Origin of the sequence: Actinosynnema sp. NPDC050801 (assembly GCF_040673975.1) — a bacterium.
In the GTDB taxonomy this organism is placed as follows: domain Bacteria; phylum Actinomycetota; class Actinomycetes; order Mycobacteriales; family Pseudonocardiaceae; genus Actinosynnema.
This window is the reverse complement of record NZ_JBFAQZ010000004.1, coordinates 475,796-501,701: the sequence shown is the minus strand read 5'-3', so window position 1 is coordinate 501,701 and position 25,906 is coordinate 475,796. Positions and strand designations below refer to the sequence as shown.

Genomic DNA, 25,906 nt, shown 5'->3' with positions numbered 1-25,906 from the left:
TCATCCTTCTGTCGCAAGAGCGATGATCAACCAAGGGCTGCTTCCATGATCAACCGGGGTGTGCGTCACCCGTCCGGGACCTTAAACGGCAAGCTAAGACCTGGTCTCAAAACTCGGCGTGTCGCTAGGTGAACCAACGGCCCGCCCCTGGCTCCGCACCGCCCGCCCGTGGGCCCGGCCCGACGGACCGGAAGTCCGTCAGAGAGACTGGGGGCCAGTGCCCGCCCTCTCGACCTGGAGCCTTTGATGCCGCAAGGGACCGTCCGTTGGTTCGACGCCGAACGTGGTTTCGGCTTCCTCGCGCCCGAGGACGGCTCGCCGGACGTGTTCGTGCACGCCTCCGAGATCGTCGAGGACGGCGGCGCGAAAGTGCTCCGCGAGGGTCAGGCCGTCGTGTTCGAGGTCGGCGAGAACGACCGCGGGCCCCAGGCGCTGCGCGTTCGCGTCACCGCCGATGCGGCCACCGGCAGCGCCGTGGGCCTGCTCGGCACCGTCAACTGGTACGAGCCGGGCAAGGGGTACGGCTTCGCGTCGCCGGACGGCGGCGGCGCCGACATCTTCGTGCACAGTTCCGCCATCGTGACCGGCGGCGTGGTCACCGAGGGGCAGCGGGTGGCATTCCTGATCGTCGAAGGCGAGCGCGGCCCGCAGGCCGGGCACGTGATCCCGCTGGGAGCAGGGGCCGGCTCACCCGCTGCGGCTGGTATCTCGGACGGTGCCGACGGCACGGTGGCCTGGTACGACGAGGACAAGGGCTTCGGCTTCATCAACCCCGACTCCGGCGCCGGGGACATCTTCGTTCACGCCCAGGCCCTGGCCGAGGGGCTGACGTGGCTCGCGGAGGGCGACCGCGTCGCCTACGAGGTGGCTAGTGGAGACAAGGGCCCGCAGGCCCGCGACGTGCACCTGGTCCGGAGCGCCGAGCCCCAGACGGCGCCGCAGCGGTCGGCACCTGCCGCGGCCGCAGGGCCGGCCGCGCGGGACGTGCCCGTACGAGGCGGCGAGGGCGTCGTCGCGCGCTACGACGGCGACCGCGGCTTCGGCTTCATCACCCCGGACGCAGGCGGCGACGATCTCTTCGCCCACGTGTCCGTGATCATGGGGTCGGAGCCGCTGCAGAAGGGTGACCGGGTCCGGTACGCGGTGCGTCAGAGCGACCGGGGCCCGCAGGCCGACCGCATCGAACGCCTCTGAAGAGGCGGCCCCACCGATGGCTGATCACTTCCCGACGAGAGTGCTCGTTCATCCCCGTCGATGGTGCCGTCAGCAACGCGGCTGCAGCCTCCTCCAGGAGATCGATCTCCCTCGTGGTGACGGGGCCCCGTGCCGACCCGAGGACCTGCTCCGCGCTCAGAAGCTCACCAGTCACCCCACCCAACGACACAGAGCCACCGATGTATCCCCAACGAGTGAATGGATGCGTTAGACCTGGTCGCAGAGCTCGATCTTTATGAGCCGGCGGACGTTGATCACGGTGCAGGCCAGCGTGAGTAGCGCCAGCATGGTGCGTTCGGTCCGGTCGTAGCGCAGCCCGAGGCGTTTGAACCGCAGCAGCCAGGAGATGGTGCGTTCGACGACCCAGCGGACCCGGCCGAGGCGGGACTTGCCCTCAATCCCGCGCCGGGCGATACGGACCTTGATACCGCGGCGGGTCAGGTAGCGGCGGCAGCGGCGGTAGTCGTAGCCCTTGTCGGCGTGCAACTTGTCCGGTCGGCATCGTGGCCGGCCCGCCCGGCCGTGGTGGCCACGCACGGTCGGGTTCGTGTCCAGCAGCGGCTCGAACAGCATGCTGTCGTGGGTGTTTGCCGCCGACAACATGATGTGCAGCGGTAGCCCGTTCGCGTCGCACAGAACGTGGTACTCGGAGCCGGCTTTACCCCGGTCAGTGGGGCTGCGGCCGGTCAGCTCGCCCCCCTTTTCGACCGCACCGACACCGCGTCGATGCAGCCTCTGGTCCAGTCGAGCTCGTCGATGTTGGACAGCTCGTCGAGCACGAGCTGGTGCAGCCGGTCCCACACACCAGCGTCCTGCCACTCACGTAACCGCCGCCACGCGGTGTGCCCGGAACCGCATCCGAGCTGCTCGGGTAGGTCTCGCCAGCGGCAGCCGGTGTCGAGCACGAACAAGATCCCCTCTAGCGCGGCACGGTCATCGATCCGGGGCCGCCCACCCGGACCGCGCGGCGCTGGTCGGGACGGGATCAGGGGTTCGATCAGCTCCCAGAGCCGGTCTTCGACCCGCCGCTGCTACGTCGTCTTCGCCATGACTGCCCACGATCGACGACCAGGACCGGCAGGTTACGCAGTGACACACCCTTAAGTTTTGAGACCAGGTCTAACCAACCCACCCCACCAACCCACCCACAGCGACCCCAACGGACCCGGCACACCCCCACCGAGGCCCGATTTGACATGGGTTCGGGTGCCTTAGGCTGGACGAAGCCGGGCAGGCACGGCGGGACGCTTTTCCCCGCCGTGCCTGCCCGGCTTTGGCCTGCCTGGGGTGCCCGTAAGGGCCCCATGTCAAATCGAGCCGGACCCAACCACCACCCCTGCTCCCGAACGTAGAACTCACGGGTCCTGAACGTTCGACTCGCGCGTCCCGAACGTAGGACTCGCCCGTCCTGAGCGTTCGACTCACGGGTCCTGAACGTTCGACTCGCGCGTTCTGAACGTAGGACACGCCCGTTCTGAACGTAGGACACGCGCGTTCCCGACGTAGGACACGCGGGTTAGTTGATTTTGGTCATCCAGCCGTGCGGGTCGGCCACCAGCCCCTGCTGGATGCCCGTCAAGTGGTTGCGCAACCGCATGCTCACATCGCCCGTCCGCCCACCCGACACGCTGAACTCACCACCGGCGTGCTTCACGTGCCCGACCGGCGTGATCACCGCCGCCGTGCCGCACGCGAACACCTCCGTCAGCTCACCCGACTCGGCCTTCTTCTCCCACTCCTCCGTGGAGATCCGCCGCTCCTCCACCGCGTACCCGAAATCCGCCGCCAACCGCAGCAGCGAGTCACGCGTGATCCCCGGCAGCAGCGCACCGGACAACTCCGGCGTCACGACCCGCGCGTCCTCACCCGAACCGAGGACGAAGAACAGGTTCATCCCGCCCATCTCCTCAACCCACCGGCGCTCCACCGCGTCCAACCACACGACCTGGTCGCAGCCCTGCTCCGCCGCCTGCGCCTGCGCCACCAACGACGCCGCGTAGTTGCCCGCGAACTTCGCCGCCCCGGTGCCACCCGGCGCCGCCCGCACGTACTCCGTCGACAGCCACACCGTCACCGGCTTCAACCCGCCGGCGAAGTACGACCCCGCAGGCGAGGCGATGAGCACGTACAGGTACTCCTTCGCCGGCCGCACGCCGAGGCCCTTCTCCGTCGCGTACAGGAACGGCCGCAGGTAGAGCGACTCCTCGGGGATGGCGGGCACCCACCGCCCGTCGAGGGCGAGCAGCTCCCGGATCGAGTCCAGGAACAGCTCGTCGGGCAGTTCGGGCATCGCCAACCGGCGCGCCGACGCGCGGAAGCGCTCGGCGTTGGCCGACGGGCGGAAGGACGCGATCGAGCCGTCGGGCTGGCGGTAGGCCTTGAGCCCTTCGAAGATCGCCTGGCCGTAGTGCAGCACCATGGCCGCCGGGTCGAGCTCCAGCGAGCGGTAGGGCTCGACGACGGCGTCGTGCCAGCCCTGCTCCTGGTTCCAGCGGATCGTCACCATGTGGTCGGTGAAGTGCTGCCCGAAGCCCGGCTTCGCGAGTACCTCCGCAACGCGCTCCGGGGTCGCCGGCTGCGGGTTGGGGGTCCGGGTGAAAGGCAACGCGGTCGTCATGGCAGCACGATAGCCGCCAGTGGGACGTCGGAAAATCGTTGTCCCGATGCTCGGACATCCGACCATCCGTACGGGTCAGCCGACGGCCTGCCGCACTCGACCCAGCGCGAGCAGTCCGGTACCCAGCGCGAGCCCCACCGCCGTGATCACGAGCGCGTCCGCGGGCGCGCTCATCGCCAGCAGGACGGACAGGCCCAACCCCAGGCACGCCGTCCGCATCGGCCACGTCCGGTCCTCGTGCAGCAGCACCCGCGCCGAGGCGTTCGTGAACCCGTAGTAGAACGCCGTGCCGCACGCACCCACCGCCAGCGCCGTCGACGGCGGCAGCGCCAGCACGCCCAGAACGGCCAGCGCCGCGCCCACCACGTCCAACGGCCACCCGGCGCGCACCTGCGGCAGGTCACCGGTCTCGGTGAGGCCGACGAGCGTGCGCCGCGCCGACCCGAGCACGAAGAACAGCGACGACACCGCCGCCACCGCCGCGCCGAACCCGAGCACGGGCAGCAACCACCGCCCGTCGGCCACGATCAACGCGTCCCGCAGCGGCGTCGGCGACAACGCCAACCGCGCCGACCCGAGCTGCCGCAGCACCGCCGCGCCGACCCCGATGCCGACCAGCAGCGCCGCACCGATCGCCACGGGCACCGCGAAGCGCAGCACGCGAGCGGGAAAGACCTGGTCACCGGCTTGCGGCGAGGTGATCCGCTCGAAGCCGACGAACACGGCGAACAGGAGCGACGCCGCCGCCATGATCCCGTCGAAACCCGGCCCCTCGCCCACCACGACCGGGTTCGGCCCCACCACGACCGGGTTCGGCGGAGGCGCGACCGAGAAGCACACCAGCACGACCAGGACCAGCACACCCAGCACCACGACCACCGTCGCCACGCTCAGCCCGGTGCTCCACCTGAAGCCGGCCGCACCCAACCCGGCGGCCACCGCGATCAGGCCCAACGCCGCCGCCACCCGGTGCTCGGGGACGACGTACGCGCCGAACATCCCGGCCAGCGCGGCGGCCATGCCCGCTCGGCCGATCAGGTGAGCGCTCGCGCCGATGCGCGCGGGCCACGGGCCGAGTTGACCGCGGATGTAGGCGTAACCACCCGGCGCGTCCGGATAGGCGCGGTGCTGCTTGGCGGTGGCGAACGCACAACAGACGGCGGTCACCGCGGCTAAGACCAGACCGGGGAGGAACCAGGGGCCTGCCACGGCCGCGGCGGGGGCGAACCCGGTGAAGACACCGACCCCCAGCATCGCGCCGAGAGCGAGCGCCACGGCCCCGGCACGGGGCGTGATTGTCACCGGTACACAGTCTCAGATCAACCGGGTGACTGCGAACGCCCGGCCGGTCGACACCCGTTCGTGTTAATTGTTACTCATTGCGATCGAAGGTGCGCCCGCCCTGTGTGTGAACGAGACCTTTAGCATTCGTCGCGATCCACCACCATCCCGCCGCACGACCAGGAAGTGCCGGGAGGACCCCGTCAAGGAGCCGCAGTGACCGCGCCCAAGCTGGCCATCACCGACAGTGACCCGAGCAGCACCACCGCCGACGCCGTTGTGGTGGGCACAGTCCAGGGCCCGGACGGCCTCGCCCTCGCCCCCGGCTCGGAGGCGGTGAACGCCGCGTTCGACGGCACGCTGCCGGACGTGCTCGACGCCCTCGGCGCGAGCGGCAAGGCCGAGGAGGTCGTCACCGTGCCGACGCTGGGCAAGCTCGGCGCGCCCGTCGTGCTCGCCGTGGGCCTGGGCAAGCCCGCCGACGACGGCTCGGTGACCGAGGACCAGGTGCGCCGCGCGTCCGGCGCCGCCGCCCGCGCGCTCGGCGGCAAGAAGCGCGCCATCACCACGTTGTCCGCCCTGCACCTCGGCCCGGCCGTCGAGGGCACCGTGCTGGGCGCGTACTCGTTCACCGCCTACAAGTCCGACAAGGGCAACGGCCCGGTCGCCCGCGTCGACCTCGTCGCGCCGACCGAGGGCGCCATCCGGGCGCACCGCGCGACGCTCAAGGCGTCCACCGCGATCGCCGAGGCCGTCACCGCGACCCGCGACCTGGTCAACACCCCGCCGAACGACCTGTTCCCGGCGTCGTTCGCGGAGCGGGCCGCCGCCCTGGCCAAGGCCGAGGGGCTGGAGGTCGAGGTGCTCGACGAGAAGGCGCTGCGCAAGCAGGGCTTCGGCGGCATCCTCGGCGTCGGCGGCGGCTCCAGCCGTCCCCCGCGCCTGGTGCGCATCACCTACCGCGGCCCGAAGGCGGGCAAGAAGGTCGCGCTGGTCGGCAAGGGCATCACCTTCGACACCGGCGGCATCTCCATCAAGCCCGCCGCGGGCATGGACGAGATGACCTCCGATATGGGCGGCGCGGCGGCCGTGATCGCCACCGTCGTGCTGGCCGCGAAGCTCAAGTACCCGCTGGAGGTGACCGCGTGGGCGCCGATGGCGGAGAACATGCCGTCGGGCACCGCCTACCGGCCCGGCGACGTGCTGACCATGTACGGCGGCAAGACCGTCGAGGTGCTCAACACCGACGCCGAGGGCAGGCTGATCCTGTCCGACGCGATCGTGCGCGCCTGCGAGGACGCCCCGGACTACCTGATCGAGACGTCCACGCTGACCGGCGCGCAGGTCGTGTCGCTCGGCAAGCGGACCGCGGGCGTCATGGGCACCGAGGACTTCCGCGACCGGGTGGCCGCGCTCGGTCGCGCGGTGGGCGAGCAGGCGTGGGCCATGCCGCTGCCGGAAGAGCTGCGCGGCGACCTTGACTCGCGGGTGGCCGACCTCGCCAACGTGGCCGGGCACCGGTTCGGCGGCATGCTGGCCGCGGGCCTGTTCCTGCGCGAGTTCGTGGCCGAGGGCGTGACCTGGGCGCACATCGACGTGGCCGGGCCGTCGTTCCACAGCGGCGCGCCGTACGGGTACACCGCCAAGGGCGGCACCGGCGTCCCGGTGCGGACCCTGGCGGCGGTGCTGGCCGACATCGCGGCCAACGGCTAGTCCGATGGCGATCAGCCCCCGGTTCGCGGGGCTGATCGCCTCCCCACCAACTCCTCCACCAACTCGCGAGGACCGACTCGCGAGCACTAGCTCGCGAGGCTGATCGCCTTGCCCGCGGTACGCGGGTCGGCCAGGCAGCGCAGCACCAGCGCCGCCACGTCGGCCCGGGACACCCGCATGCCCGCGCGCACGTTGGTGTCCACCGCCGTGCGGAAGCCGTCCGTGCGGGGCCCGTCCGTGAGCTGCGGCGGGCGGACGATCGTCCACTCCAGACCGCTGCCGCGCACGACCTCCTCCATCCGCGCCATGTCACCCCACGGGTGCTTGAACACCCGGCGCAGCACCGGCTTGACCACGTAGCGGACGAACGGGGCGTCGCCGTCGGTCACCATGCCGCTGTTGCTGATCACGACCAACCGGCGCACGTCGTGCGCCCTCATGGCCCGCACCAGCGAATCCGTGCTGTCGGTCTGCACGGTCGTCGGTGTGCGCACGTTGCGCGGGCCGATGGCCGAGACCACGGCGTCCGCGCCGGCCACGTGCGGGCCGAGCGAGTCGGGGTCCATCACGTCGGCCACGGCGTCACGGCCGTTGGGCGTGCGCACGACCGCGGTGACCTCGTGGCCCGCCTCCCGCGCCAGCTCCACGATCTTCGTCCCGGTACCGCCGCTGGCACCTAAAACGGTGATCCTCATTCGTGTCGCCCTTCAGTTGGTGAGTGCTCACTAACCACTAGGATAGCCCCATGACCACCCGCGACCGCATGCTCGACGCGGCGGCCCACGTGATGCGCACCAGAGGGCTCGCCCGCGCGACGACGAAGGAGATCGCCAAGGCGGCGGGCTTCTCGGAAGCGGCGCTGTACAAGCACTTCACGGACAAGACCGCGCTGTTCCTCGCGGTGCTGAGGGAACGCGCGCCGGCCGACCTGGGCGCCCTGCTGGCCGGGCTGGAGGCCGGGCGCGGCGACGTGCGGGAGACCTTGGTCGACATCGCGCGGGCCGCGATCGCGTTCTACGTCGAGACCTTCCCGATCGCCGCGTCGATCTTCTCGGAGCCCGCGTTGCTGGCCGCGCACCGCGAGGCGTTGCGGACGCACGAGACCGGGCCGGGGGTCGTGCCGCAGACGCTCGCCCGGTACCTGGAGGCGGAACGCGCGCTGGGCAGGCTGCCCGCGGGCGTCGACCCGCGATCGGCCGCGGACCTGCTCCTGGGCGCGTGCCACTACCAGGCGTTCCTCGGCTTCTTCACCGACTGGCCCACCGATCCGCGAGGGCTGGTGGCGACCCTGTGGACAGGGCTCGGTCAGGCCTGACCCTTGCGCCGCGAGTACTCGCGCATCCGCTTCGGGTAGCCGACGATGCCCGCGTCGTAGATCGGGATGCCCAGTTTCTTGGCCAGTCGCTTGGCGCCCTCGGTGCCGTCGATCCGGCGACGCGTCCACTCACCGTCGTGCGCGACGAGCACGATCGTGGTCTCGGTCACGGTCGTCTTCGGCTCGACGTAGGCCTCGACACCCCGGCGCGCGGCGGTCCACTGCTCCAGGTGGCCGGTGTCCGTGGACGTGGCCGACCGCAGCACGCCGGGGCGCTGCTTCCTGCGAAAACGGTCGAACAGGCCCACCGGGCCACCTCCTGCCGGGACTTCTCCCGACCATGGTGCCGGCGCGGGTGTGAAGCCGGGGCCAAATCCTCTGAACAGGACACCGCGTCGCCGGCATTCGCGCGGTAGTGACAAGATGGCAACCACACGCGCGCACCCGCGCGGAGTAAGGCATCAAGCTCTCCAGGGAGAATTCGTGACCGACACCTCCGCCGACCTTGTGATCCTCGGTGGCGGCTCGGGCGGCTACGCCTGCGCGTTCCGCGCGGCCGAGCTCGGCCTGTCCGTCATCCTGGTCGAGAAGGACAAGCTGGGGGGCACGTGCCTGCACCGCGGCTGCATCCCGACCAAGGCGCTGCTGCACGCGGCGGAGGTCGCGGACAACGCTCGCGAGGGTGACCAGTTCGGCGTGAAGTCCTCGCTGGAGGGCATCGACATCGCGGGCGTCAACTCCTACAAGGACGGTGTGGTCAGCCGCCTGTACAAGGGTCTACAGGGTCTGGTCAAGGCCAACAAGGTAACCCTGGTCGAGGGCGCGGGCACGTTCGTCGGCCCGAACACCGTCGAGGTGGACGGGCAGCGCTACACCGGCCGCAACGTCGTGCTGGCGACCGGTTCGTACGCCCGCAGCCTGCCCGGCCTGGAGATCGGCGGCCGGGTCATCACCAGCGACCAGGCGCTCAACCTGGACTTCATCCCGGAGAAGGTCGTCGTGCTCGGCGGTGGCGTCATCGGCGTCGAGTTCGCCAGCGTGTGGGCCTCCTTCGGCGCGGAGGTGACCATCGTCGAGGCGCTGCCCCGCCTGGTCCCGGCCGAGGACGAGTACGCCTCCAAGCAGCTGGAGCGCGCGTTCCGCCGGCGCGGCATCAAGTTCAAGACCGGCGTGAGGTTCACCGGCGCCACCCAGTCCGACTCGGGCGTGTCGGTCACGCTGGAGTCCGGCGACGTGCTGGACGCCGACCTGCTGCTGGTCGCCGTCGGCCGCGGCCCGAACACCGCGGGCCACGGCTACGAGGAGGCCGGCGTGACGATGGAGCGCGGCTTCGTCATCACCGACGAGCGGCTGCGCACCAACCTGCCCGGCGTCTACGCCGTCGGCGACATCGTGCCCGGCCTCCAGCTCGCGCACCGCGGCTTCCAGCAGGGCATCTTCGTCGCCGAGGACATCGCCGGGCAGAACCCGAAGGTCATCGACGAGGCGGGCATCCCGCGCGTCACCTACTGCAAGCCCGAGGTCGCCTCGGTCGGCCTGTCCGAGGCAGCGGCCAAGGAGAAGTACGGTTCGGTCGAGACGTTCGTCTACGACCTCGCGGGCAACGGCAAGAGCCAGATCCTGAAGACCGCGGGCGGTGTCAAGCTCGTCAAGGCGCCCGACGGCCCCGTGGTCGGTGTCACCATGGTCGGTGAGCGGGTCGGCGAGCTGATCGGTGAGGCCCAGCTCATCTACAGCTGGGAGGCCTACCCCGAGGACGTGGCTCCGCTGATCCACGCCCACCCGACCCAGACAGAAGCCCTCGGCGAGGCCTTCCTCGCCCTGGCCGGCAAGCCGCTGCACGTGCACGGCTGACCGTCGCACCCCAGTCAGCCGATCCCCGACCCACGCACGAGGAGTCAGCGAACGATGGCCTTCTCCGTCCAAATGCCCGCACTCGGCGAGAGCGTCACCGAGGGCACGGTCACCCGCTGGTTGAAGCAGGAGGGTGACCGCGTCGAGGTCGACGAGCCCTTGCTGGAGGTGTCCACCGACAAGGTCGACACCGAGATCCCGTCCCCCGCGGCGGGTGTGCTCCAGAAGATCGTCGCCCAGGAGGACGAGACCGTCGAGGTCGGCGCGGAACTCGCCGTCATCGGCGACGGTTCGGACGCCGGGTCCTCGGACTCGTCCGACTCGTCCGCCGGCGAGGCCACCGCGCCCGCCGAGGAGGCGCAGCCCGAGCCCCAGTCCGCGCCCGAGCCCGAGCAGCAGCAGCAGCAGCAGGAGCAGTCCGCGCCGGCCGAGGCGCCGGCCCAGTCCGGTGGCGGCGCGGCCGACGGCACCCCCGTGACCATGCCCGCGTTGGGCGAGAGCGTCACCGAGGGCACCGTGACCCGCTGGCTCAAGGCCGTCGGCGACTCGGTCGAGGTCGACGAGCCCTTGCTGGAGGTGTCCACCGACAAGGTCGACACCGAGATCCCGTCGCCGGTGGCGGGCACCCTGCTGGAGATCAGCGCCGGTGAGGACGAGACCGTCGAGGTCGGCGGTCGGCTCGCGGTGATCGGCTCGGGCTCGCCCGCGCCCGCCGCGCAGGAAACGCCCAAGCCCGCGCCCGCTCCGGAAGCCCCGAAGCCCGCTCCGGCCGCTCCCCAGCAGGAAGCCCCGAAGCAGGAAGCCCCCCGGCAGGAGGCGCCCAAGCAGGAGGCTCCCAAGCAGGAAGCCCCCAAGCAGGAGGCCCCCGCCGAGGAGTCGGCCAACGGCGCGCCGTACGTGACGCCGCTGGTGCGCAAGCTCGCGTCGGAGAACGGCATCGACCTGGCCACGCTCAAGGGCACCGGTGTCGGTGGCCGGATCCGCAAGCAGGACGTGCTCGCCGCCGTCGAGGCCGCGAAGGCGCCCAAGCAGGAGGCACCCCAGGAGGCGCCCAAGCCGGCCGCGTCGTCCGCACCCGCCCAGCGGGTCGCCACCCCGCCTGCCGACACCAGCGGCAAGCGCGGCACGGTGCAGAAGCTGCCCCGGCTGCGGCAGATCGTCGCCCAGCGCACGCGGGAGTCGTTGCAGGTCTCGGCGCAGCTCACCCAGGTGTTCGAGGTGGACGTCACCAAGATCGCCCGGCTGCGCAACCGGGCCAAGGCGGCGTTCGAGCAGCGCGAGGGCACGAAGCTGACGTTCCTGCCGTTCTTCGCCAAGGCGGCGGTCGAGGCGCTCAAGCAGCACCCGGTGCTGAACGCCTCCATCGACGAGGAGAAGAAGGAGGTCGTGTACCACGGTGCCGAGCACCTGGGTATCGCGATCGACACCGAGCGGGGCCTGCTCAACGCGGTCATCGCGAACGCGGGCGACCTGAACCTGGCGGGCCTGTCGCACAAGATCGGCGACCTGGCGGCGCGGGCGCGCGGCAACAAGCTCACGCCCGACGAGCTGACCGGCGGCACGTTCTCGCTGACCAACCTGGGCAGCAACGGCGCGCTGTTCGACACCCCGATCATCCAGCAGCCGCAGGTCGGCATCCTGGGTGTGGGCGTGGTCAAGAAGCGCCCGGTGGTGATCACGGACGAGAACGGCGACGACACCATCGCCATCCGGTCCATGGCCTACCTGGCGCTGACCTACGACCACCGGCTGGTCGACGGCGCCGACGCGGGCCGGTTCCTCACCACGGTCAAGAACCGCCTGGAAGAGGGTTCGTTCGAGGCCGACCTCGGTCTCTGAAGCCGCGTTCGACGTTCGGCGAGGGCCGCTCCCGGCACACCGGGGGCGGCCCTCGCCGTTCCACCTCCGCGTCGGGGGCGCTTCGGCACCGAAGGGTGACGGTCGGCGTGGTGCGGGTGACACCTTCGCCGCTGTGCAACCGGCCCCCTGCTGCGAGACGATCAACGCATGCGGGTTGTCATCGCGGGATCATCGGGCTTGATCGGCACCAGTCTGGTCGCCGCGCTGCGCGGCGCGGAGCACGAGGTCCTGCGGTTGGTCCGGCGGCGGCCCTCGGCGCCGGACGAGCGGCGCTGGGACCCGCCCGCCGGTCGGATCGACGCGGGCGCGTTGGACGGCGTGGACGCGGTGGTCAACCTGTGCGGCGCCGGTGTGGCGGACAAGCGGTGGAGTGACGCGCGCAAGCAGGTGCTGCTGGACAGCCGCACGGTGCCGACCGAGGTGCTGGCCGCGGCCGTCGCCGAGCACGGCGTCCCGGTGCTGGTCAACGCGAGCGCCATCGGCTACTACGGCGACACCGGTGACGAGGTGGTCGACGAGACGAGCCCGTCGGGCACCGGTTTCCTGGCCGAGCTGTGCCGCCAGTGGGAGGCCGCCACCGCGCCCGCCGACGAGCACGCCCGCGTGGTGCGGATGCGCACGGGCCTGGTCATCAGCCCGTCCGGCGGCCTGTTCGGCCGGATCAAGCCGCTGTTCTCGTTCTTCCTCGGCGGCCGCATCGGCGACGGCCGCCAGTACATGCCGTGGATCTCCCTGGACGACGCGATCTCGGCCATCCGGTTCGTGGTCGAGCACGACGTCTCCGGCCCGGTGAACATCACCGCGCCCAGCCCGGTCACCAACGCCGAGTTCACCCGCACGGTCGGGCACGCGCTGCGCCGGCCGACGCCGTGGGTGGCGCCCGCGTTCGCGTTGAAGGCGGTGTTGGGCGAGGTGGCGGAGGAAGGCCTGCTCTCCGGTCAGCGCGCGGTGCCGCGGGTGCTCGAACAACGCGGCTTCCAGTTCCTGCACCCCGCGCTCGGTGCGGCCGTGGCGGCGGCCGTCGAGGGGTGATGGGCGCCCTGGTCGGCGTCGTGCTGGCGCTGGCCTCGATGGTCCTGGGTTTCACCGTCCGCCACGAGCCGCCGGGGTTGGACCAGGGGCTGCACCAGGCCGCAGTGGACCTGGGACCGGAATTCGCACAGTCGGCGGCGGTGGTGAGCTTCGTGCTCAGCCCCGGCCTGGCCACGATCGCGTTGCTGTCGTTGGGGTTGCGGGCGTTGCTGGCCAAGGACCCGCTGCTGGCGAAGTCCGCGGTGCTGCTCGCGGCCTGCTGGTCCACGCTGTTCGCCCGGCACGTCTACCAGCGGGTCCGGCCGATCGAGTTCCCGAAGTGGGCCTACCCGAGCGGGCACGTCACGGCGGTCACCTCGGTGGCGTTCACGGGCGTGGTGCTGTGCGCGTGGTTGGCGCGCAGGCACCTCAGGCTCGCGGTGGCGCTGGCCTGCACTGCGGTGCTGGTCACGGCGGCCAGCCGGGTGGTGCTGGAGATGCACTGGTTCACCGACACGGTCGGCGCGGTGCTGGCCGTGGTCGGGGTCGGCCTGGTCGTCTCCCGTGCCCTGGGGCTGGTGCCCGTGGGCGTAGTGTCGAGACGTGAGCAGTCCTGACCTTTCCTGCCGCACCTCGACCGACCCGATCGAGGTGCGCGAGCTGGGCACCATCGACTACCTGGCCGCGTGGGACCTGCAACGCGAACTCGCCGAGGCACGCGCGGAGGGCGCGATCGGCGACACGGTGTTGCTGCTGGAGCACCCGCCCGTCTACACGTGCGGTCGGCGCACCGAGCCCGAGGAGCGGCCCAGGGGCGGTGACGTCCCGGTCATCGACGTGGACCGCGGCGGCAAGATCACCTGGCACGGGCCGGGTCAGCTGGTCGGCTACCCGATCGTGGGGTTGGCCGAGCCGCTGGACGTGGTGCAGTACGTCCGCCGCTTGGAGCAGGCGCTGATCCACGTGTGCGACCAGCTCGGCGTGCGCACGGGTCGGGTCGAGGGCCGCAGCGGCGTGTGGATCCCGGCCGACGACAAGGGCGTCGAGCGCAAGGTCGCGGCGATCGGGATCCGGGTGCAGCGCGGCGTCACCATGCACGGGTTCGAGATCAACTGCGATGCCGACCTGTCCGCTTTCGGCGACATCATCCCGTGCGGGATCAGGGACGCCGGCGTGGCGTCGCTGTCGCGGGAGCTGGGCCGGGACGTGACCGTGGCCGAGGTGCTGCCGTTGGCGCGCCAGGCCGTCATCGACGCGTTGAACGGCGACCTGCCGGTCACCGAGCGCACCCTGGTCCGCTCGCGGCCGATCGCCGCCGGCGTCACCTTCGCGGTCCGGACGGGCTGACAGCCACCCCTCCGTCCCTCTAGTATTCCGGAATTACGGATTACCAGGAGGGAGTTTCGTCGTGCCCCTGACCCGACGACACCTGTTCCGCACCTGCGGGGTGGCCGGCGCCGCCACGCTGCTGCCCGCCGTGCCCGCGACCGCGACCGCCCAGCCGGACGACTGGCTCGCCTGGTTCCGGGCCAACCGGCGGCACGTGGCCCTGGTGCTGGACGACGGGCGCGGCGGTCGGGTCGCGCACCGGCCGCACGAGCGGCAGCCGTTGGCGTCCGCGGTGAAGGTCGTGCACCTGGCCGCGTACGCGAAGGCCGTCGGGACCGGCCTGGCGCGGCCGGACGAGAAGGTGCGCGTCGGCGACTGGGAGCAGTACTACCTGGGCCTGGACGGCGGGGCGCACCAGGCGTCGCTGCGGGCGCTGGGCATCCCGTTCACCAACGGCGTCACGGCCGACGACCCGCACCGGCTGGTCACGCTGGACGACCTGGCCTCGGTGATGATCCGGCACAGCGACAACGCCGCCGCGGACTTCCTGCGCCACCGCCTGGGCGTCGTGGCGTGGCCCGGCCTGGATGTGCCGGAGATCCTGGCCGAGGTGCTGCACCTCGTGCTCGGCCGGCCCGTGGACGTCCAGCGGTACCTGCGTGATCCGCAGTTGCAACTGGAGGTGATCGGGAGGTTCCCCGACATCCCGAAGACCTACGAGGGCCAACGGCCTTGGGCGCGGGGCACCTGGGCGGGCACGGCGGCGGCGCTGAACCGGGCGCACCGGGCGATGACCGCCGTGCCGCTCGCCGCCGCGCACCTCGAACGCGGTCAGCCGCTCCCGCCGGGAGTGGCGGGCATCGGGTTCAAGGGCGGGTCGCTGCCGGGAATCGTCACGGTCGGCTTCGGCGTGCGGTGGGAGGACGGTCGGGTGGGCAGCGCCGCGGTGCTGGCCCGCGAGGTCGACGAGGCGTGGTACGCGAGGGCGGGGGAACTGGTGGGGTTGGTCCAGAAGGCCCTGGTGGAGCCCGCTGTCCTGCGGGAATTCCACGTGACTCTCTCGTAGGATCACCGCGGTGGACCTGGTGCAGCGACTAGCCGAGCTGGAACAGCGCGTGGCCGCGTTGGAGGGCGACGAGCAGGAACCGCTCGCGTCACCCGAGGAAGCCGACGGCGGCGCGTTCGGCTACGGCGGCCAGGTCGCGGTGGGCGACGGCCGGGTCTCGTGGCGGATCGACCTGACCCCCGGGCGCACGCTGTCGTTGCCGGACCGGCCCCGGATCGAGGTGCTGTCCGCGTTGGCGCACCCGGTGCGGGTCGAGCTCGTCCGCACGCTGCTGGCGCAGGGCGGGCAGCCCGCCGCGGCGTTGCAGGAGGCGGCCCGACTCGGGTCGACCGGCCAGCTGTACCACCACCTCAAGGCGCTGACCACGTCCGGCGTGGTGGAGCAGGACAAGCGCGGTAGCTACCGGTTGCGGCCGGACGCGATCGTCCCCGTGCTCGTCCTGCTCACCGCCGCGTCGGACGTCGCGGGTCAGCTGCGCAGCTGAGGCGCGACGGCGGCCGCGATCAGCTCGACGTGGTCGAGGTCGGCGAGGTCCAGCACCTGGAGGTAGGCCCGGCTGATGCCGGTCTTCGCACGCCACGCGCCGAGCTTGTCCACCACCTCGTCGGGCGTGCCCGCCACGCCGTTCTCGCGCAGATCGGCGACCTCGCGACCGATGGCCGCGGCCCGCCGCGCGACCTCCGCGTCGTCCCGCCCGACGCACACCACGAGGGCCGCGGAACGGGTGATCTCCGCCGGGTCGCGGCCGATCGCGCCGCACGCCTCGTCGACCCGGGCGAGCACCTGGACCGCGGCGTCCACCGGCTGGAACGGCAGGTTGAACTCGTCGGCGAACCGCGCCGCGAGCGCCGGCGTGCGCTTGCGGCCCGTGCCGCCGACCAGCACCGGGATCCTGCCCGCGGGCTTGGGCAGCGCGGGCGAGTCGGCCAGCCGGTAGTGCTTGCCCGCGAAGTCGTAGGTCTGCCCGACCGGCGTGTTCCACAGCCCGGTGATGATCTCCAGCTGCTCCTCGTACCGCTCGAAGCGCTCGATCGTGGACGGGAACGGCAGGCCGTAGGCGGTGTGCTCGGCCTCGTACCAGCCCGCGCCGAAGCCGAACTCGACCCGGCCGCCGGACATCCGGTCCACCTGCGCCACCGAGATGGCCAGCGGACCGGGGTGGCGGAACGTGGCGGCGGTCATCAGCGTGCCGAGCCGGATGGTCTCGGTGTCGCGGGCGAGGCCGGCGAGGGTGATCCAGGCGTCGGTCGGGCCGGGCAGTCCGTCCCCGTCACCCATCTTGAGGTAGTGGTCGGAGCGGAAGAACGCGTCGTAGCCCGCGGCCTCGGCGGTGCGCGCCACCGCCAGCAGATCGTCGTAGGAGGCCCCTTGCTGGGGTTCGGTGAAGATGCGGAGTTCCACCGCGATCACGCTAGTCGGCCGTGCGACCGGCCCGCGATCCGAGCGCCTCGACGAGGCGTCAACGCCGCCGCGACCGCGACCGCTTCTCCTCGGCGGGCGCGACCGGGACGTCCGAGCCCGCGGACGTCGGCGTGATCCGCAGCCCTTCCACCACCCGCACGATGGTCCGCTCGACCTCGGCGCTGGCCTTGCGCGGGTCGGACGCGCCGGCGATCGTGCTCGCGCCCGCCGACAGCGCGCCGAACAGCAGCCTGCTCATCGTCTCCACCGGCAACTGCTCCAGCTCCCCGGAGGTGACCAGGACCTCGATGGTGGAGCGCAGCAGGCCGTAGCTGAAGTGCTCCTCGGCCTCGCGCCAGCGCTCCCAGCCCATCACCACCGGCGCCTCGTGGATCACGATCCGCTGGTAGGCGGGCTCCAGGCACACCCGCACGTACGCGCGCAGGCCCGCGATCGCGGTCTCCCACGGGTCGCCGGGCGCGCTGACGATCTCGCCGAGCTTCTCGATGAACTTGGTCTCCACCGAGTCGAAGGCGGCCTCGAACAACGCCTGCTTGCCGCTGAAGTGGTGGTAGAGCGCGCCCTTGGTGAGCCTGGCCCGCTTGACCACCTCGTCCAGCGACGTGCCCGCGTACCCCCGTTTGGTGAACAGCTCCACGGCACTGTCCACGAGGGCCTGCCTCGTCGACTCCGAGTAGTCCAACCGCCTCGACCGCACTGTCACCACGTTCACAACCGTACGACATACCGACGGTACGTACTCGTGGTATGTTCGCCTCATCGGCCATACCGACGGTATGCGAAAGACCTGGGGTATGACGCCGGTCACCACGAGAGGAGGGCGTGATCATGAGTTGGTCCGACTTCTACCGACGGCGCGACGCTCTGGACGCCGTGCTCCGCGCCGCGGCGGGGAACCCCGCGGCACCCCTCGCGTTCGACCGCGACCTGTTCGCCACCGAGGACGACCTGCTCCTGGCGTTGCACTACCGCTGGATGCAGCAGCTCACCGGCCGGCTGGGCACGGCGCTGGAGGACGACGACGACCGCGTCGAGATCGTCGCGCGCACGTGGCGCGAACTGGCCGCCGAGCAGCCGGTGCTGCGCGCGGTGCTCGACGCGCACCTGACCTCGACCGAGGCGGTCGAGCGGGAGCAGCGCCTGCTGGCCCTCACCGCGGGCCTGGCCGAGCTGTCCGAGCCGGGCGCGGAGATCGCCCGCGTCGGCGCGGCGTTCGCCAACCTGATCCGCACGCGGCCGGGTGTCGTGGCGGGCAGGCACCGCAGGCTCGCCAAGAGCGCGTGACCGCCTGGTAGGTATTGACCCATGCCGAAGTGGATCGCCCGGAAGTGGGACACCGCCGACATCCCGGACCAGAGCGGGCGCACCGCGCTGGTCACCGGGGCCAACTCGGGCCTCGGTCTGCGCACCGCCGAGGTGCTGGCGGGCAAGGGCGCGCGCGTGCTGCTCGCCTGCCGGTCCCCCGAACGCGGGCAACGCGCGCTGGAACGGGTGCTCGCCGCCGGCGGCACGGCCGAACTGGTGCCCCTGGACCTGGCCGATCTGTCCTCGGTCCGGTCGGCCGCGTCACTGGTGCGGGAGCGCACCGGTGACGCGCTGGACGTGCTGGTCAACAACGCGGGCGTGATGGCGGTGCCGCTGGGGCGCACCGCCGACGGCTTCGAGCGCCAGTTCGGCACCAACCACCTCGGCCACGCCGCGCTGACGTGGCTGCTCATGCCCGCGCTGCGCACCCGTCCGGGCGCGCGGGTGGTCACCGTGTCCAGCCTGGCCCACCAGCTGGGCCGGGTCGACCTGGCCGACCCGAACTACGAGGTGCGCCGGTACACGTCGTGGGGCGCCTACGGGCAGTCCAAGCTGGCGAACCTGCTGTTCACCCGTGAGCTGGACCGGCGGACCAGGGCCGCGGGCGTGGACGTGACCTCCGTCGCCGCGCACCCCGGCATCACCGCCACGGAGCTGAGCGCCAACATGGCCCGCGCGCGGGGCAACCCGCTGCTCGGGTTCGGCACCCGGATCAGCGACTTCTTCTCGCAGTCCGTCGAGGTGGGTGCGTTGCCGCAGCTCTACGCGGCGACGGCGCCCGACGTCGAGCCCGGCGGCTACTACGGGCCGGACGGCTTCCGCGAGATGCGTGGCCACCCGGTGCCCGTCGGGTCGACGACGGCCGCCCGCGACGAGCTCGCGGCCAGCCGTTTGTGGGACTTGACGGCCAAGCTCACGGGCGTCGCGCCCGACCCCGCGTGACGTAGGGTTGAGGTCGTGACCGTCGTACCTGAAGGTCGGAAGCTGCTGCGGCTGGAAGTCCGCAACAGCCAAACGCCCATCGAGAAGAAGCCCTCGTGGATCAAGACCAAGGCGAAGATGGGCCCCGAGTACCGGGAGCTCAAGGGCCTGGTCAAACGCGAGGGCTTGCACACGGTGTGCGAAGAGGCCGGTTGTCCCAACATCTACGAGTGCTGGGAAGACCGGGAGGCCACCTTCCTGATCGGTGGCGAGCAGTGCACCCGTCGCTGCGACTTCTGCCAGATCGACACCGGCAAGCCCGCCGACCTCGACCGCGATGAACCGCGGCGGGTGGCGGAGTCGGTGCAGGCCATGGGTCTGCGCTACTCGACCGTGACCGGCGTGGCGCGTGACGACCTGGAGGACGGCGGCGCGTGGCTGTACGCCGAGACCGTCCGCCAGATCCACGCGATGAACCCGGGCACCGGCGTCGAGCTGCTGATCCCGGACTTCAACGCGGTGCCCGAGCAGCTGGCGGAGGTCTTCTCGTCGCGCCCGGAGGTCCTGGCGCACAACCTGGAGACCGTGCCGCGCATCTTCAAGCGCATCCGGCCGGCGTTCCGCTACGAGCGGTCGCTGGAGGTCATCACCGCGGCCCGCGAGGCCGGGCTGGTGACCAAGTCCAACCTGATCCTGGGCATGGGCGAGACGCCGGACGAGGTCACCGAGGCGCTGAACGACCTGTACGACGCGGGCTGCGAGATCATCACCATCACGCAGTACCTGCGGCCCTCGCCCCGGCACCACCCGGTGGAGCGGTGGGTGAAGCCGGAGGAGTTCGTGACGCACAAGGAGACCGCCGAGGGCATCGGGTTCTCCGGCGTCATGGCCGGTCCCCTGGTCCGCTCGTCCTACCGCGCCGGGCGGCTGTACGCGCAGGCCGTGCAGAAGCGCGGCGACGTGCTGCCGGAGAACCTGCACCACCTGCTCGCGGCGGGCGGCGCGGCGCAGGAGATCACCTCACTGCTGTCGGCCCGCTGACGGTTCGCTGAGCACCACGCCGTCCAGCGCCCGGACGTAGTCGGCTCCGAAGGCGCTGGACGGCGTGTGCGCGCCGGGGGCCGTGTCGGCCAGGCGTTGGATCGCCTTGACCACCGAGTCGGCGGTGAGGTCGTAGGCGTTCGGGCCGGTGAGCGCGGCCCGGACCCGGTTGCCGTCCTCGTCCCACGCCTCGCCGAACACCTCGCAGCGCGTCCTGGCCCTGGTGGTGCCGTTCGGGCCGCCGATGCGCTTGGCCAGCGCCCTGCCGAGCCGTTGCGCCGGGCCCGTGCGCAGCAGCGGCGCGGTGAGCGGCTGGATCTTGCCCAGCACGCCCGGGATCGTGGTGAACGTGGTGATGTTCGGGATGCCGGTGGACCGGTAGGCCGTGCTCACGTCACCCCACGGGATGGCGCCGACCTCCCGCGGCCGGTCGCGGAAGTGCGCCGTGCGTCGACGGTGACCCAGCGGCACGCCGCGGATCTCGCCGTCCACCCGTGCCCGTCCCCCGCCGCCCGAGCCCTCGACGGCGGTCAGCGCCGTGCCCGCGCTGGCGCCGCCCTGGACCAGGAACGCGAGGTCCAGGTGCGTGGCCGTGGGCAGGGCGGCGTGCAGCATGGCCGCGAGGCAGTCGGTGGGGACGACGTCGAAGCCGGCACCGGGCAGCAGCACCACCCCGGCCTGCTTCGCCTCGTCGTCGCGCCGGCTCACGGCCTCGAAGACGTCGATCTCGCCGGTGATGTCCACGTAGTGCGTGCCGCTCTTGAGGCACGCGTCCACCATGGGTCCCGAGGTCGAGGAGAACGGCCCCGCGCAGTGGGCGACCGCGTCCACGTCCTCCAGCGCCCCTGTCGCTCGGTCGAGCCCGAAGACCCGGTGCTCCAGGCCCAGCCGTTCGGCCAGGGGACGCAATTTCGCGGCGTCACGCCCGGCCAGCACCGGCCGCAGTCCTCGCCGCACCGCCAACTCCGCGACGAGCGTGCCCGTGAACCCGTAAGCGCCGTAGACCATCCACCTCATGCGGTAGAAGCTACTCGCAGGTAGTTACGCCGACGACCGCCGCCGCACCACGATGCTGCCCGCCACCAGCAGAACGCCCACCACGCACACCGGCGCGGCCCACGCCAACCGCTCCATGCGCAGCCGACCGCAGATCTCGACGAACGCCGCGCCCTCGGCCTCGACGGCCAGGGCGTCGAACCCCATGGCCAGGCTGTTGCCGCAGGAGATCGGGACGCCGACCGGGGAGTCGGTGGACAGCGGCAGCAGCATGATCAGCAGGCCGGCCAGGAAGAACGCAACACCAACCACCGCGGTGACCGCCCTGGGCGACATGTGAGGAAGTTACGTCTTCGGCACGCGACGGGATAGGGGGATGTCACATAGGGGGATCCGGTTAGCACCCCCTAATGGGCCATCCGGCCTACCTGGGGTAAGCGGACACCCTGGTGCGCCGAACGGTTCCGCGGTCCCTTCGACTTGACCAGTCGAACCATTCGCGGTCGTGTGCCGTGCGGCCCATTCCTCTCATCGTGCTCACCCGCGAAACCCGGTAACCACTCGATCGAGTGACTTGCTTCCCGCGGACCCCACCCAATACTCGCAATGCCACGCCCCAGCGTGCCCGTACTCGCGTCTTCGCACCTCATCGGCCCTGGTCGGCCGGATCACCGCTGGGCTCAGACCGTCCGCCGTTCACCGACCGGCAGAGCCGTTCCACCCTTTCGTGGGCCATGGTCGATCTGTTCCCACCATTCCGCCGCGCCCGCCGAGGGAGTTCAAGGCCGCCGTGAACACCATCGAAGACGACTCCCTGCTGACCGCCCTGGAACGTCGACTGGCCGCCGCGCTGGGCGGCAGCACCCGATTCGGCGCGCTGGCGCTGCGCTGGCCCGCCGCCGCCGCGCAACGGGCCGCCGAGACGGTCGCGTTCCGCACCAACGACATCGGTGGCTACGGCCCACTCCCCCTCGACGGAACCCTGGACGTCACCGCCGTCACCGCCCGCTTCGCCCGAATCCCCGAGTTCGCCCGGACCGACGAGCTGAAGCAGTCCCGCCTGATCCCGTGCGCCGACGAGGAACGCGAAGAACTGCTCACCGCGCCCATCCCGATGGACCGCTGGATCGCGTTCGAGACGGAGATCGGCCGCCGCGTCTACCGGCTGCACGAGGGCCGTTGGCGGGAGCTGTGCGAAGGACGCGGCCACGCCGCCTGACCGCCGCGTGACGCTCGACCGAAATGGCGATCGGCCTGCCTGCGACCACGGCTAGTGTCGCCGACATGGCGACGATCTCCGCGCTGTACCACTACCCCGTGAAGGGCTGCGCCGGAATCCGCGTGCCGACCGGCACCCTGGGTCGCGCGGGCCTCGCCCACGACCGCCGCTTCCTGGTCACCGACCTCGCCGGCACCTACCGGACCCAGCGCCGCGACCCACTGCTGGCCACGGTCCAACCGGCCCTCGACGCCCACCCCGACGCCGACCGGCTCACCCTCTCCGCACCTGGCGCGGGCGCCGTCCGGGTGTCGATCGACACGACCGCCCCGAGGCGTCCGGTCACCCTGTTCCACGACACCTACACGGGCATCGACCAGGGCGAGGAGGTCGCCACCTGGCTCACCGCCGTACTCGGCAAACCGAGCAGGCTCGTGCTGGCACCGCCCGAACACCACCGCGTCACCGACGGCCTCACCCCCGGCACGTCCGGCTACGCCGACAGCTGCCCGGTGCACTTGCTGTCCACGAGTTCGCTGCGCGCCCTTAACGCCCGGATCACCGCCAACGGCGCCCCGCCAATCCCCACCGACCGCTTCCGCCCGAACATCGTGGTCGACGACTGGGAAGCCCACGAGGAAGACCACGCCCTCCGCCTCACCACGGGTGCGGTCGAACTCGGCTACGCAAAGCCCGCCATCCGCTGCGTCGTCACGACGGTCGACCAACTGACCGGCAACCGGTCGGGTCCCGAACCGCTGCGCACCCTCGCCACTTACCGCCGCACCCCGGACGGCGTCGCGTTCGGCGCGAAGTACGCCGTCCTCCAGCCGGGCCGGATCGCGGTCGGCGACGTGCTCACCACCGTCGAACGCTCCGAAGCAGACCTGTCGGGTCTGACCCGAACGACCGTCACCCCATAGCCGGCCCGGGTAGTCGCGCTCACACCTGACCGACGAACACCGCCTTGTCGGAACCGAAATCGGGTCGCAGGGTGATCTGGAGTTCCCCGGGCTGCGCACCGACGGCGAAAGCCGTTTCGTACGTGAAAGCCTTGCCGGGGAGCACCGTGGCGTTCTCCGCACCGCCACCGCCGCATTCGCCACTGGAGTCGAACACCGTCTCCGCCTTCCGACCGTCGAACTGCGCATCGCCACCGAACGAGAGCAACCCGGCATCGAACGGTTTGTCGGTGCCGTTGGTGACGGTCACGGTGACCTTCGCAGCGCGGACGATGTTCGACGGCGCCGCGTACCGACTCGGCGTGCACGGCGCGGGCGTGGAGACCTCGACGGCCAGGCCATTGGCCCAGGTGTAGCGCTGCCCCCAGGTGGGCGGCGCCTGTGCGGTCTCGGGCTTCTGCTCCGCGGGCGCGGCACTGTCGGTTCCGTCACTGACCTGCCCCTGGTTGGTCGAGCCGTTGATGATCTCGTCGAACTCCTCCACCGCCGCTTTCTGCGCCATGACCGTGAAGACGATGCCGAGCACGCAGAGCACGACACCGATCACGGCGATGATCTTCTTGGTGCCGAAGAGCGCGATGAACCCGAGCACGAAACCGACACCGGCGACGACGGCGGTCAGGTTGTTGAAGATGATGATGGGCGAGCCGACAATGCCGACGACGCCGAGAATGAGGGCTGTCCACGCGAGCGCACCGAACTTGGTCGGCTTTGCCACGACCTGGTGGGGGTACGGCTGCGGGTATGAGGCCTGTTGCTGTTCCATGGCGCACTTCCTCAAATTCGATGTACGCCGGAGAATCGCAAACCTCCGGACATGCGTTACAGCAGGTACCCGACCGTTATCCGGACGCTCACGATGTAACGCACATGCCCTCTGATTCGATAACGCGCATGGCAGGAAAAGTGAGTTCTATTCAATTACCGACCGGAGTCGTCCGCGGCCGACCATCGAGCCCGGCAACCAGACCGCATGCGGCGAACGCAGCGCAGCACTTACTGGACAGCATCGAGGGCAAGGTGCCACGGGTAGTGAGGCATCACTTTGCCGCCGGTCCTCGGCGGGTGTGGTCGGAAGCCCTCCTCTCCGAACAGCACCTTCACGCCGGACGACCGCAGAACGTCGATGCTGCGGTGGAGGACGGGGTTGGCGGCGAGGGCTGTGTTGACGAAGGGCAGGACGGCGATCGGTACGCCGAGGCCGGTGAGTTCGGCGAGCTGCGTCAGCACGTAGGTGTCGGCGATGCCGGCGGCCCACTTGTTGATCGTGTTGTAGGTCGCCGGCGCGACCACCACGGCGTCGGCCTTGGGTAGCGCCGGCCGTCCTTGGCGCTGGTAGCCCGTGCGGACGGGGTGGCCGGTGAGGTGCTCCAGCTTGTCCAGGTCGAGGAAGTGCTCGGCGGCGGCGGGAGTGGCTACGCAGTGGACCGACCAGCCCTTGTCCTGGGCGAGATCGATGGCGACCTCGATGTGGTCGGCCGGGCCGGCGCCGCAGACCATCAGGTACAGGACTCGCTCGGTCATGCGGGGACTCCGGCTCGGTGGGCCATCTGACGGACTTGGCGGGCTGGTTCACCGGTGGTGACGGACAGCAGGGTGCGCAGCAGGGTGTGAGCTACCGGTCGACAACGGACTTCCTGTGGGGCGATGCGTTCGGCTTGGGAGAGGGCGCGGGTGGCCGCCGCGTACTTGCCGCTGCGGGTGTTGGCCTGAGTCAGGTCCAGCAGGTAGTTGGCGCGCCGTTCCGGAGGCAGGGCGTTGATCGCACCGGCCGGGATGTTCTCCGCGAAACGAAGCGCCGACTCGGCCTCGTAAAGGCGGACGAGTGCCGAGACGCGGTGGATCGCCACGTTGGTCCGGCCGAACTGGGTGTCGCTGGTGTCGTAGTGGGGTTCCATGCGTTCGGCGGCCCGCGTTGCTTCCTCGTGCATCGCCAATGCCAAGGCGGCGTTCTCCTGTTTCGCGGCAGTGATCGAAGCGGTCAGGTAGAGCATGCCGTGGAGGGGAAGCAGGCTGCCCGGGTTCTCGGGTACTGCGAAGCGCATCCGCTCGGACATGTCCAAGAGAGCGTTGACGGCCTCGGTGCCTTGGCGCGCGGCGGTCATGGCTCGGGCGACGCTGCGGGTGGCTCGGGCTTGTGACCAGGTGTCGTCCACGGCAAGCGCGGTGTGCATTGCTCGGTCAGCCGCCAGCCAGGCGATGTCGTGGCTCTCGAACTTGAGCAGCACCGACGAGGCGATGCGGTAGGCCGTGACGAGGACTCGGTGAGCGGGGACCTGTTCGGCCGCAGGTGCGGTGGTGGTAGCGATCTGCGCGGCCTCCAGCAGCTTCGGGAGGTGCTGGGCGACGGTCGTGAAGTGTGAAGACGTCCAGGCATGGTTGATGTAGTCAGCCTGGCGGGCGAGGTTGGCGACCGCAGGCGGCTCCTCGGCCGATGCCGCCAAGCCCGGGTAGCGGCCCAGCGCGGCCCGAAGCGCCATGACCTCCGCGGTGTCCACGCAGTCCGCAGCACGGGCCGCTGCTGGTGCGTCAGTGAGGACGGTGGGGTCGATGGACAACGCGTCCGCCACCAATTCGATGGTCGGGATGCGGGCCAGGTCGCGCTCACCCGACTCGACCTTGTCCAGCCACGACGTCGAGCGACCGATCATGTCGGCGAACTGCTTGCGGCCGAGGTTGCGGCGCAGGCGCCAGTAGCGGACGCGCTTGCCGATCCGGTCAGGAGTGCCGGGCATCCGACTCCCTCCGCTGGTCTTTCGCCATCGATCGGACGTCAGCG

At 71.0% G+C, this 25,906-nt stretch carries 26 protein-coding genes and 3 pseudogenes; 17 read left to right on the top strand and 12 right to left on the bottom strand.

Annotation, left to right across the window (positions count from 1 at the left end):
* Positions 1–246: 246 nt before the first annotated feature.
* The 3 genes and pseudogenes from AB0K14_RS12845 to AB0K14_RS12835 form a co-directional block, all read left to right on the top strand.
* Positions 247–444: pseudogene (locus AB0K14_RS12845) on the top strand (cold shock domain-containing protein); the annotation flags it as partial.
* 30 nt (positions 445–474) lie between these two features.
* Positions 475–654 (top strand): annotated as a pseudogene (locus AB0K14_RS12840) (cold shock domain-containing protein); the annotation flags it as partial.
* 6 nt (positions 655–660) lie between these two features.
* Positions 661–1,194 carry a cold shock domain-containing protein gene (locus tag AB0K14_RS12835; protein ID WP_364337993.1) on the top strand — a complete coding sequence of 178 codons (534 nt, stop codon included), beginning with the start codon at positions 661–663 and terminating at the stop codon, positions 1,192–1,194.
* Between the two features lie 228 nt (positions 1,195–1,422).
* Here the strand turns inward: AB0K14_RS12835 and AB0K14_RS12830 are convergent.
* The 3 genes and pseudogenes from AB0K14_RS12830 to AB0K14_RS12820 all read right to left on the bottom strand — a co-directional run bounded on the left by AB0K14_RS12830 (position 1,423) and on the right by AB0K14_RS12820 (position 5,134).
* Positions 1,423–2,201: pseudogene (locus AB0K14_RS12830) on the bottom strand (IS5 family transposase).
* A 530-nt stretch (positions 2,202–2,731) separates the two neighbouring features.
* Positions 2,732–3,832: a branched-chain amino acid aminotransferase gene (locus AB0K14_RS12825; RefSeq protein WP_360461417.1), complete on the bottom strand. Its 1,101-nt coding sequence runs from the start codon at positions 3,830–3,832 to the stop codon at positions 2,732–2,734.
* A gap of 75 nt (positions 3,833–3,907) precedes the next feature.
* The gene (locus AB0K14_RS12820; protein ID WP_360461420.1) at positions 3,908–5,134 is read right to left on the bottom strand and encodes an amino acid permease; all 1,227 of its coding nucleotides are present in this window, start codon (positions 5,132–5,134) and stop codon (positions 3,908–3,910) included.
* A gap of 195 nt (positions 5,135–5,329) precedes the next feature.
* Here AB0K14_RS12820 and AB0K14_RS12815 point away from each other — a divergent pair, with 195 nt between their 5' ends.
* On the top strand, positions 5,330–6,826 hold the full coding sequence (locus AB0K14_RS12815) for a leucyl aminopeptidase (RefSeq protein WP_360461423.1): 1,497 nt from the start codon (positions 5,330–5,332) through the stop codon (positions 6,824–6,826).
* An 86-nt stretch (positions 6,827–6,912) separates the two neighbouring features.
* Here AB0K14_RS12815 and AB0K14_RS12810 read toward each other — a convergent pair whose 3' ends face one another.
* The gene (locus tag AB0K14_RS12810; protein WP_360461426.1) at positions 6,913–7,521 is read right to left on the bottom strand and encodes an SDR family oxidoreductase; all 609 of its coding nucleotides are present in this window, start codon (positions 7,519–7,521) and stop codon (positions 6,913–6,915) included.
* Positions 7,522–7,571: 50 nt separating this feature from the next.
* Here AB0K14_RS12810 and AB0K14_RS12805 point away from each other — a divergent pair, with 50 nt between their 5' ends.
* On the top strand, positions 7,572–8,141 hold the full coding sequence (locus tag AB0K14_RS12805) for a TetR/AcrR family transcriptional regulator (RefSeq protein WP_360461428.1): 570 nt from the start codon (positions 7,572–7,574) through the stop codon (positions 8,139–8,141).
* Here AB0K14_RS12805 and AB0K14_RS12800 read toward each other — a convergent pair.
* A complete protein-coding gene (locus AB0K14_RS12800; protein ID WP_360461431.1) occupies positions 8,132–8,449 on the bottom strand; it encodes an oxidoreductase in 318 nt (105 codons plus the stop codon). The genes AB0K14_RS12805 and AB0K14_RS12800 overlap by 10 nt on opposite strands.
* A gap of 175 nt (positions 8,450–8,624) precedes the next feature.
* Between AB0K14_RS12800 and lpdA the strand changes: the two genes are divergently transcribed.
* The 7 genes from lpdA (at position 8,625) to AB0K14_RS12765 (ending at position 15,745) form a co-directional block, all read left to right on the top strand.
* The gene (gene lpdA / locus AB0K14_RS12795) at positions 8,625–9,995 is read left to right on the top strand and encodes a dihydrolipoyl dehydrogenase (RefSeq protein ID WP_360461434.1); all 1,371 of its coding nucleotides are present in this window, start codon (positions 8,625–8,627) and stop codon (positions 9,993–9,995) included.
* A 54-nt stretch (positions 9,996–10,049) separates the two neighbouring features.
* Positions 10,050–11,834, top strand: a complete 1,785-nt coding sequence (gene sucB / locus AB0K14_RS12790) for a 2-oxoglutarate dehydrogenase, E2 component, dihydrolipoamide succinyltransferase (RefSeq protein ID WP_360461437.1) — start codon at positions 10,050–10,052, stop codon at positions 11,832–11,834.
* Between the two features lie 168 nt (positions 11,835–12,002).
* Complete coding sequence (locus AB0K14_RS12785; protein WP_360461440.1) at positions 12,003–12,887, top strand: TIGR01777 family oxidoreductase; 885 nt, start codon at positions 12,003–12,005, stop codon at positions 12,885–12,887.
* Entirely contained in the window at positions 12,887–13,483 is a 597-nt protein-coding gene (locus AB0K14_RS12780; RefSeq protein ID WP_360461443.1) for a phosphatase PAP2 family protein, read from the top strand. Before AB0K14_RS12785 ends, AB0K14_RS12780 begins: the two co-directional genes overlap by 1 nt.
* Positions 13,470–14,213: a lipoyl(octanoyl) transferase LipB gene (gene lipB, locus AB0K14_RS12775; RefSeq protein WP_360461445.1), complete on the top strand. Its 744-nt coding sequence runs from the start codon at positions 13,470–13,472 to the stop codon at positions 14,211–14,213. Before AB0K14_RS12780 ends, lipB begins: the two co-directional genes overlap by 14 nt.
* Positions 14,214–14,274: 61 nt before the next feature.
* Entirely contained in the window at positions 14,275–15,261 is a 987-nt protein-coding gene (locus tag AB0K14_RS12770) for a serine hydrolase (protein WP_360461448.1), read from the top strand.
* 10 nt (positions 15,262–15,271) lie between these two features.
* Positions 15,272–15,745, top strand: coding sequence for a helix-turn-helix domain-containing protein (locus AB0K14_RS12765; protein ID WP_360461452.1), 474 nt, complete (start codon positions 15,272–15,274; stop codon positions 15,743–15,745).
* Here the strand turns inward: AB0K14_RS12765 and AB0K14_RS12760 are convergent.
* Together AB0K14_RS12760 and AB0K14_RS12755 are read right to left on the bottom strand one after the other, a co-directional pair.
* The gene (locus tag AB0K14_RS12760; RefSeq protein ID WP_360461455.1) at positions 15,730–16,662 is read right to left on the bottom strand and encodes an LLM class F420-dependent oxidoreductase; all 933 of its coding nucleotides are present in this window, start codon (positions 16,660–16,662) and stop codon (positions 15,730–15,732) included. The genes AB0K14_RS12765 and AB0K14_RS12760 overlap by 16 nt on opposite strands.
* 58 nt (positions 16,663–16,720) lie before the next feature.
* Positions 16,721–17,380 (bottom strand): TetR/AcrR family transcriptional regulator, encoded by a 660-nt coding sequence (locus AB0K14_RS12755; protein ID WP_360461540.1) that lies wholly within the window; start codon positions 17,378–17,380, stop codon positions 16,721–16,723.
* 131 nt (positions 17,381–17,511) lie between these two features.
* On the opposite strand from AB0K14_RS12755, the gene AB0K14_RS12750 reads away from it, so the two are divergent.
* From AB0K14_RS12750 to lipA, 3 genes are read left to right on the top strand one after another with little or no spacing between them, the layout of a single operon-like run.
* On the top strand, positions 17,512–17,967 hold the full coding sequence (locus AB0K14_RS12750; RefSeq protein WP_360461458.1) for a hypothetical protein: 456 nt from the start codon (positions 17,512–17,514) through the stop codon (positions 17,965–17,967).
* Positions 17,968–17,988: 21 nt separating this feature from the next.
* Complete coding sequence (locus AB0K14_RS12745) at positions 17,989–18,930, top strand: oxidoreductase (protein WP_360461460.1); 942 nt, start codon at positions 17,989–17,991, stop codon at positions 18,928–18,930.
* Between the two features lie 15 nt (positions 18,931–18,945).
* The gene (gene lipA / locus AB0K14_RS12740; RefSeq protein WP_360461464.1) at positions 18,946–19,950 is read left to right on the top strand and encodes a lipoyl synthase; all 1,005 of its coding nucleotides are present in this window, start codon (positions 18,946–18,948) and stop codon (positions 19,948–19,950) included.
* Here the strand turns inward: lipA and AB0K14_RS12735 are convergent.
* Positions 19,930–20,967 carry a saccharopine dehydrogenase NADP-binding domain-containing protein gene (locus tag AB0K14_RS12735; RefSeq protein WP_360461467.1) on the bottom strand — a complete coding sequence of 346 codons (1,038 nt, stop codon included), beginning with the start codon at positions 20,965–20,967 and terminating at the stop codon, positions 19,930–19,932. The two genes, lipA and AB0K14_RS12735, sit on opposite strands and share 21 nt — an antisense overlap.
* A gap of 24 nt (positions 20,968–20,991) precedes the next feature.
* Entirely contained in the window at positions 20,992–21,282 is a 291-nt protein-coding gene (locus AB0K14_RS12730; RefSeq protein ID WP_360461470.1) for a hypothetical protein, read from the bottom strand.
* A 454-nt stretch (positions 21,283–21,736) separates the two neighbouring features.
* Here AB0K14_RS12730 and AB0K14_RS12725 point away from each other — a divergent pair, with 454 nt between their 5' ends.
* Positions 21,737–22,165: a DUF6119 family protein gene (locus AB0K14_RS12725; RefSeq protein ID WP_360461473.1), complete on the top strand. Its 429-nt coding sequence runs from the start codon at positions 21,737–21,739 to the stop codon at positions 22,163–22,165.
* A 65-nt stretch (positions 22,166–22,230) separates the two neighbouring features.
* Complete coding sequence (locus AB0K14_RS12720) at positions 22,231–23,088, top strand: MOSC N-terminal beta barrel domain-containing protein (RefSeq protein ID WP_360461543.1); 858 nt, start codon at positions 22,231–22,233, stop codon at positions 23,086–23,088.
* Between the two features lie 19 nt (positions 23,089–23,107).
* On the opposite strand, the gene AB0K14_RS12715 is transcribed toward AB0K14_RS12720, so the two are convergent.
* The 3 genes from AB0K14_RS12715 to AB0K14_RS12705 all read right to left on the bottom strand — a co-directional run bounded on the left by AB0K14_RS12715 (position 23,108) and on the right by AB0K14_RS12705 (position 25,862).
* Entirely contained in the window at positions 23,108–23,893 is a 786-nt protein-coding gene (locus tag AB0K14_RS12715; protein ID WP_360461475.1) for a hypothetical protein, read from the bottom strand.
* Between the two features lie 230 nt (positions 23,894–24,123).
* Entirely contained in the window at positions 24,124–24,651 is a 528-nt protein-coding gene (locus AB0K14_RS12710) for a flavoprotein (protein WP_360461478.1), read from the bottom strand.
* Positions 24,648–25,862 carry a helix-turn-helix transcriptional regulator gene (locus tag AB0K14_RS12705; RefSeq protein WP_360461481.1) on the bottom strand — a complete coding sequence of 405 codons (1,215 nt, stop codon included), beginning with the start codon at positions 25,860–25,862 and terminating at the stop codon, positions 24,648–24,650. Before AB0K14_RS12705 ends, AB0K14_RS12710 begins: the two co-directional genes overlap by 4 nt.
* Between the last annotated feature and the right edge of the window lie 44 nt (positions 25,863–25,906).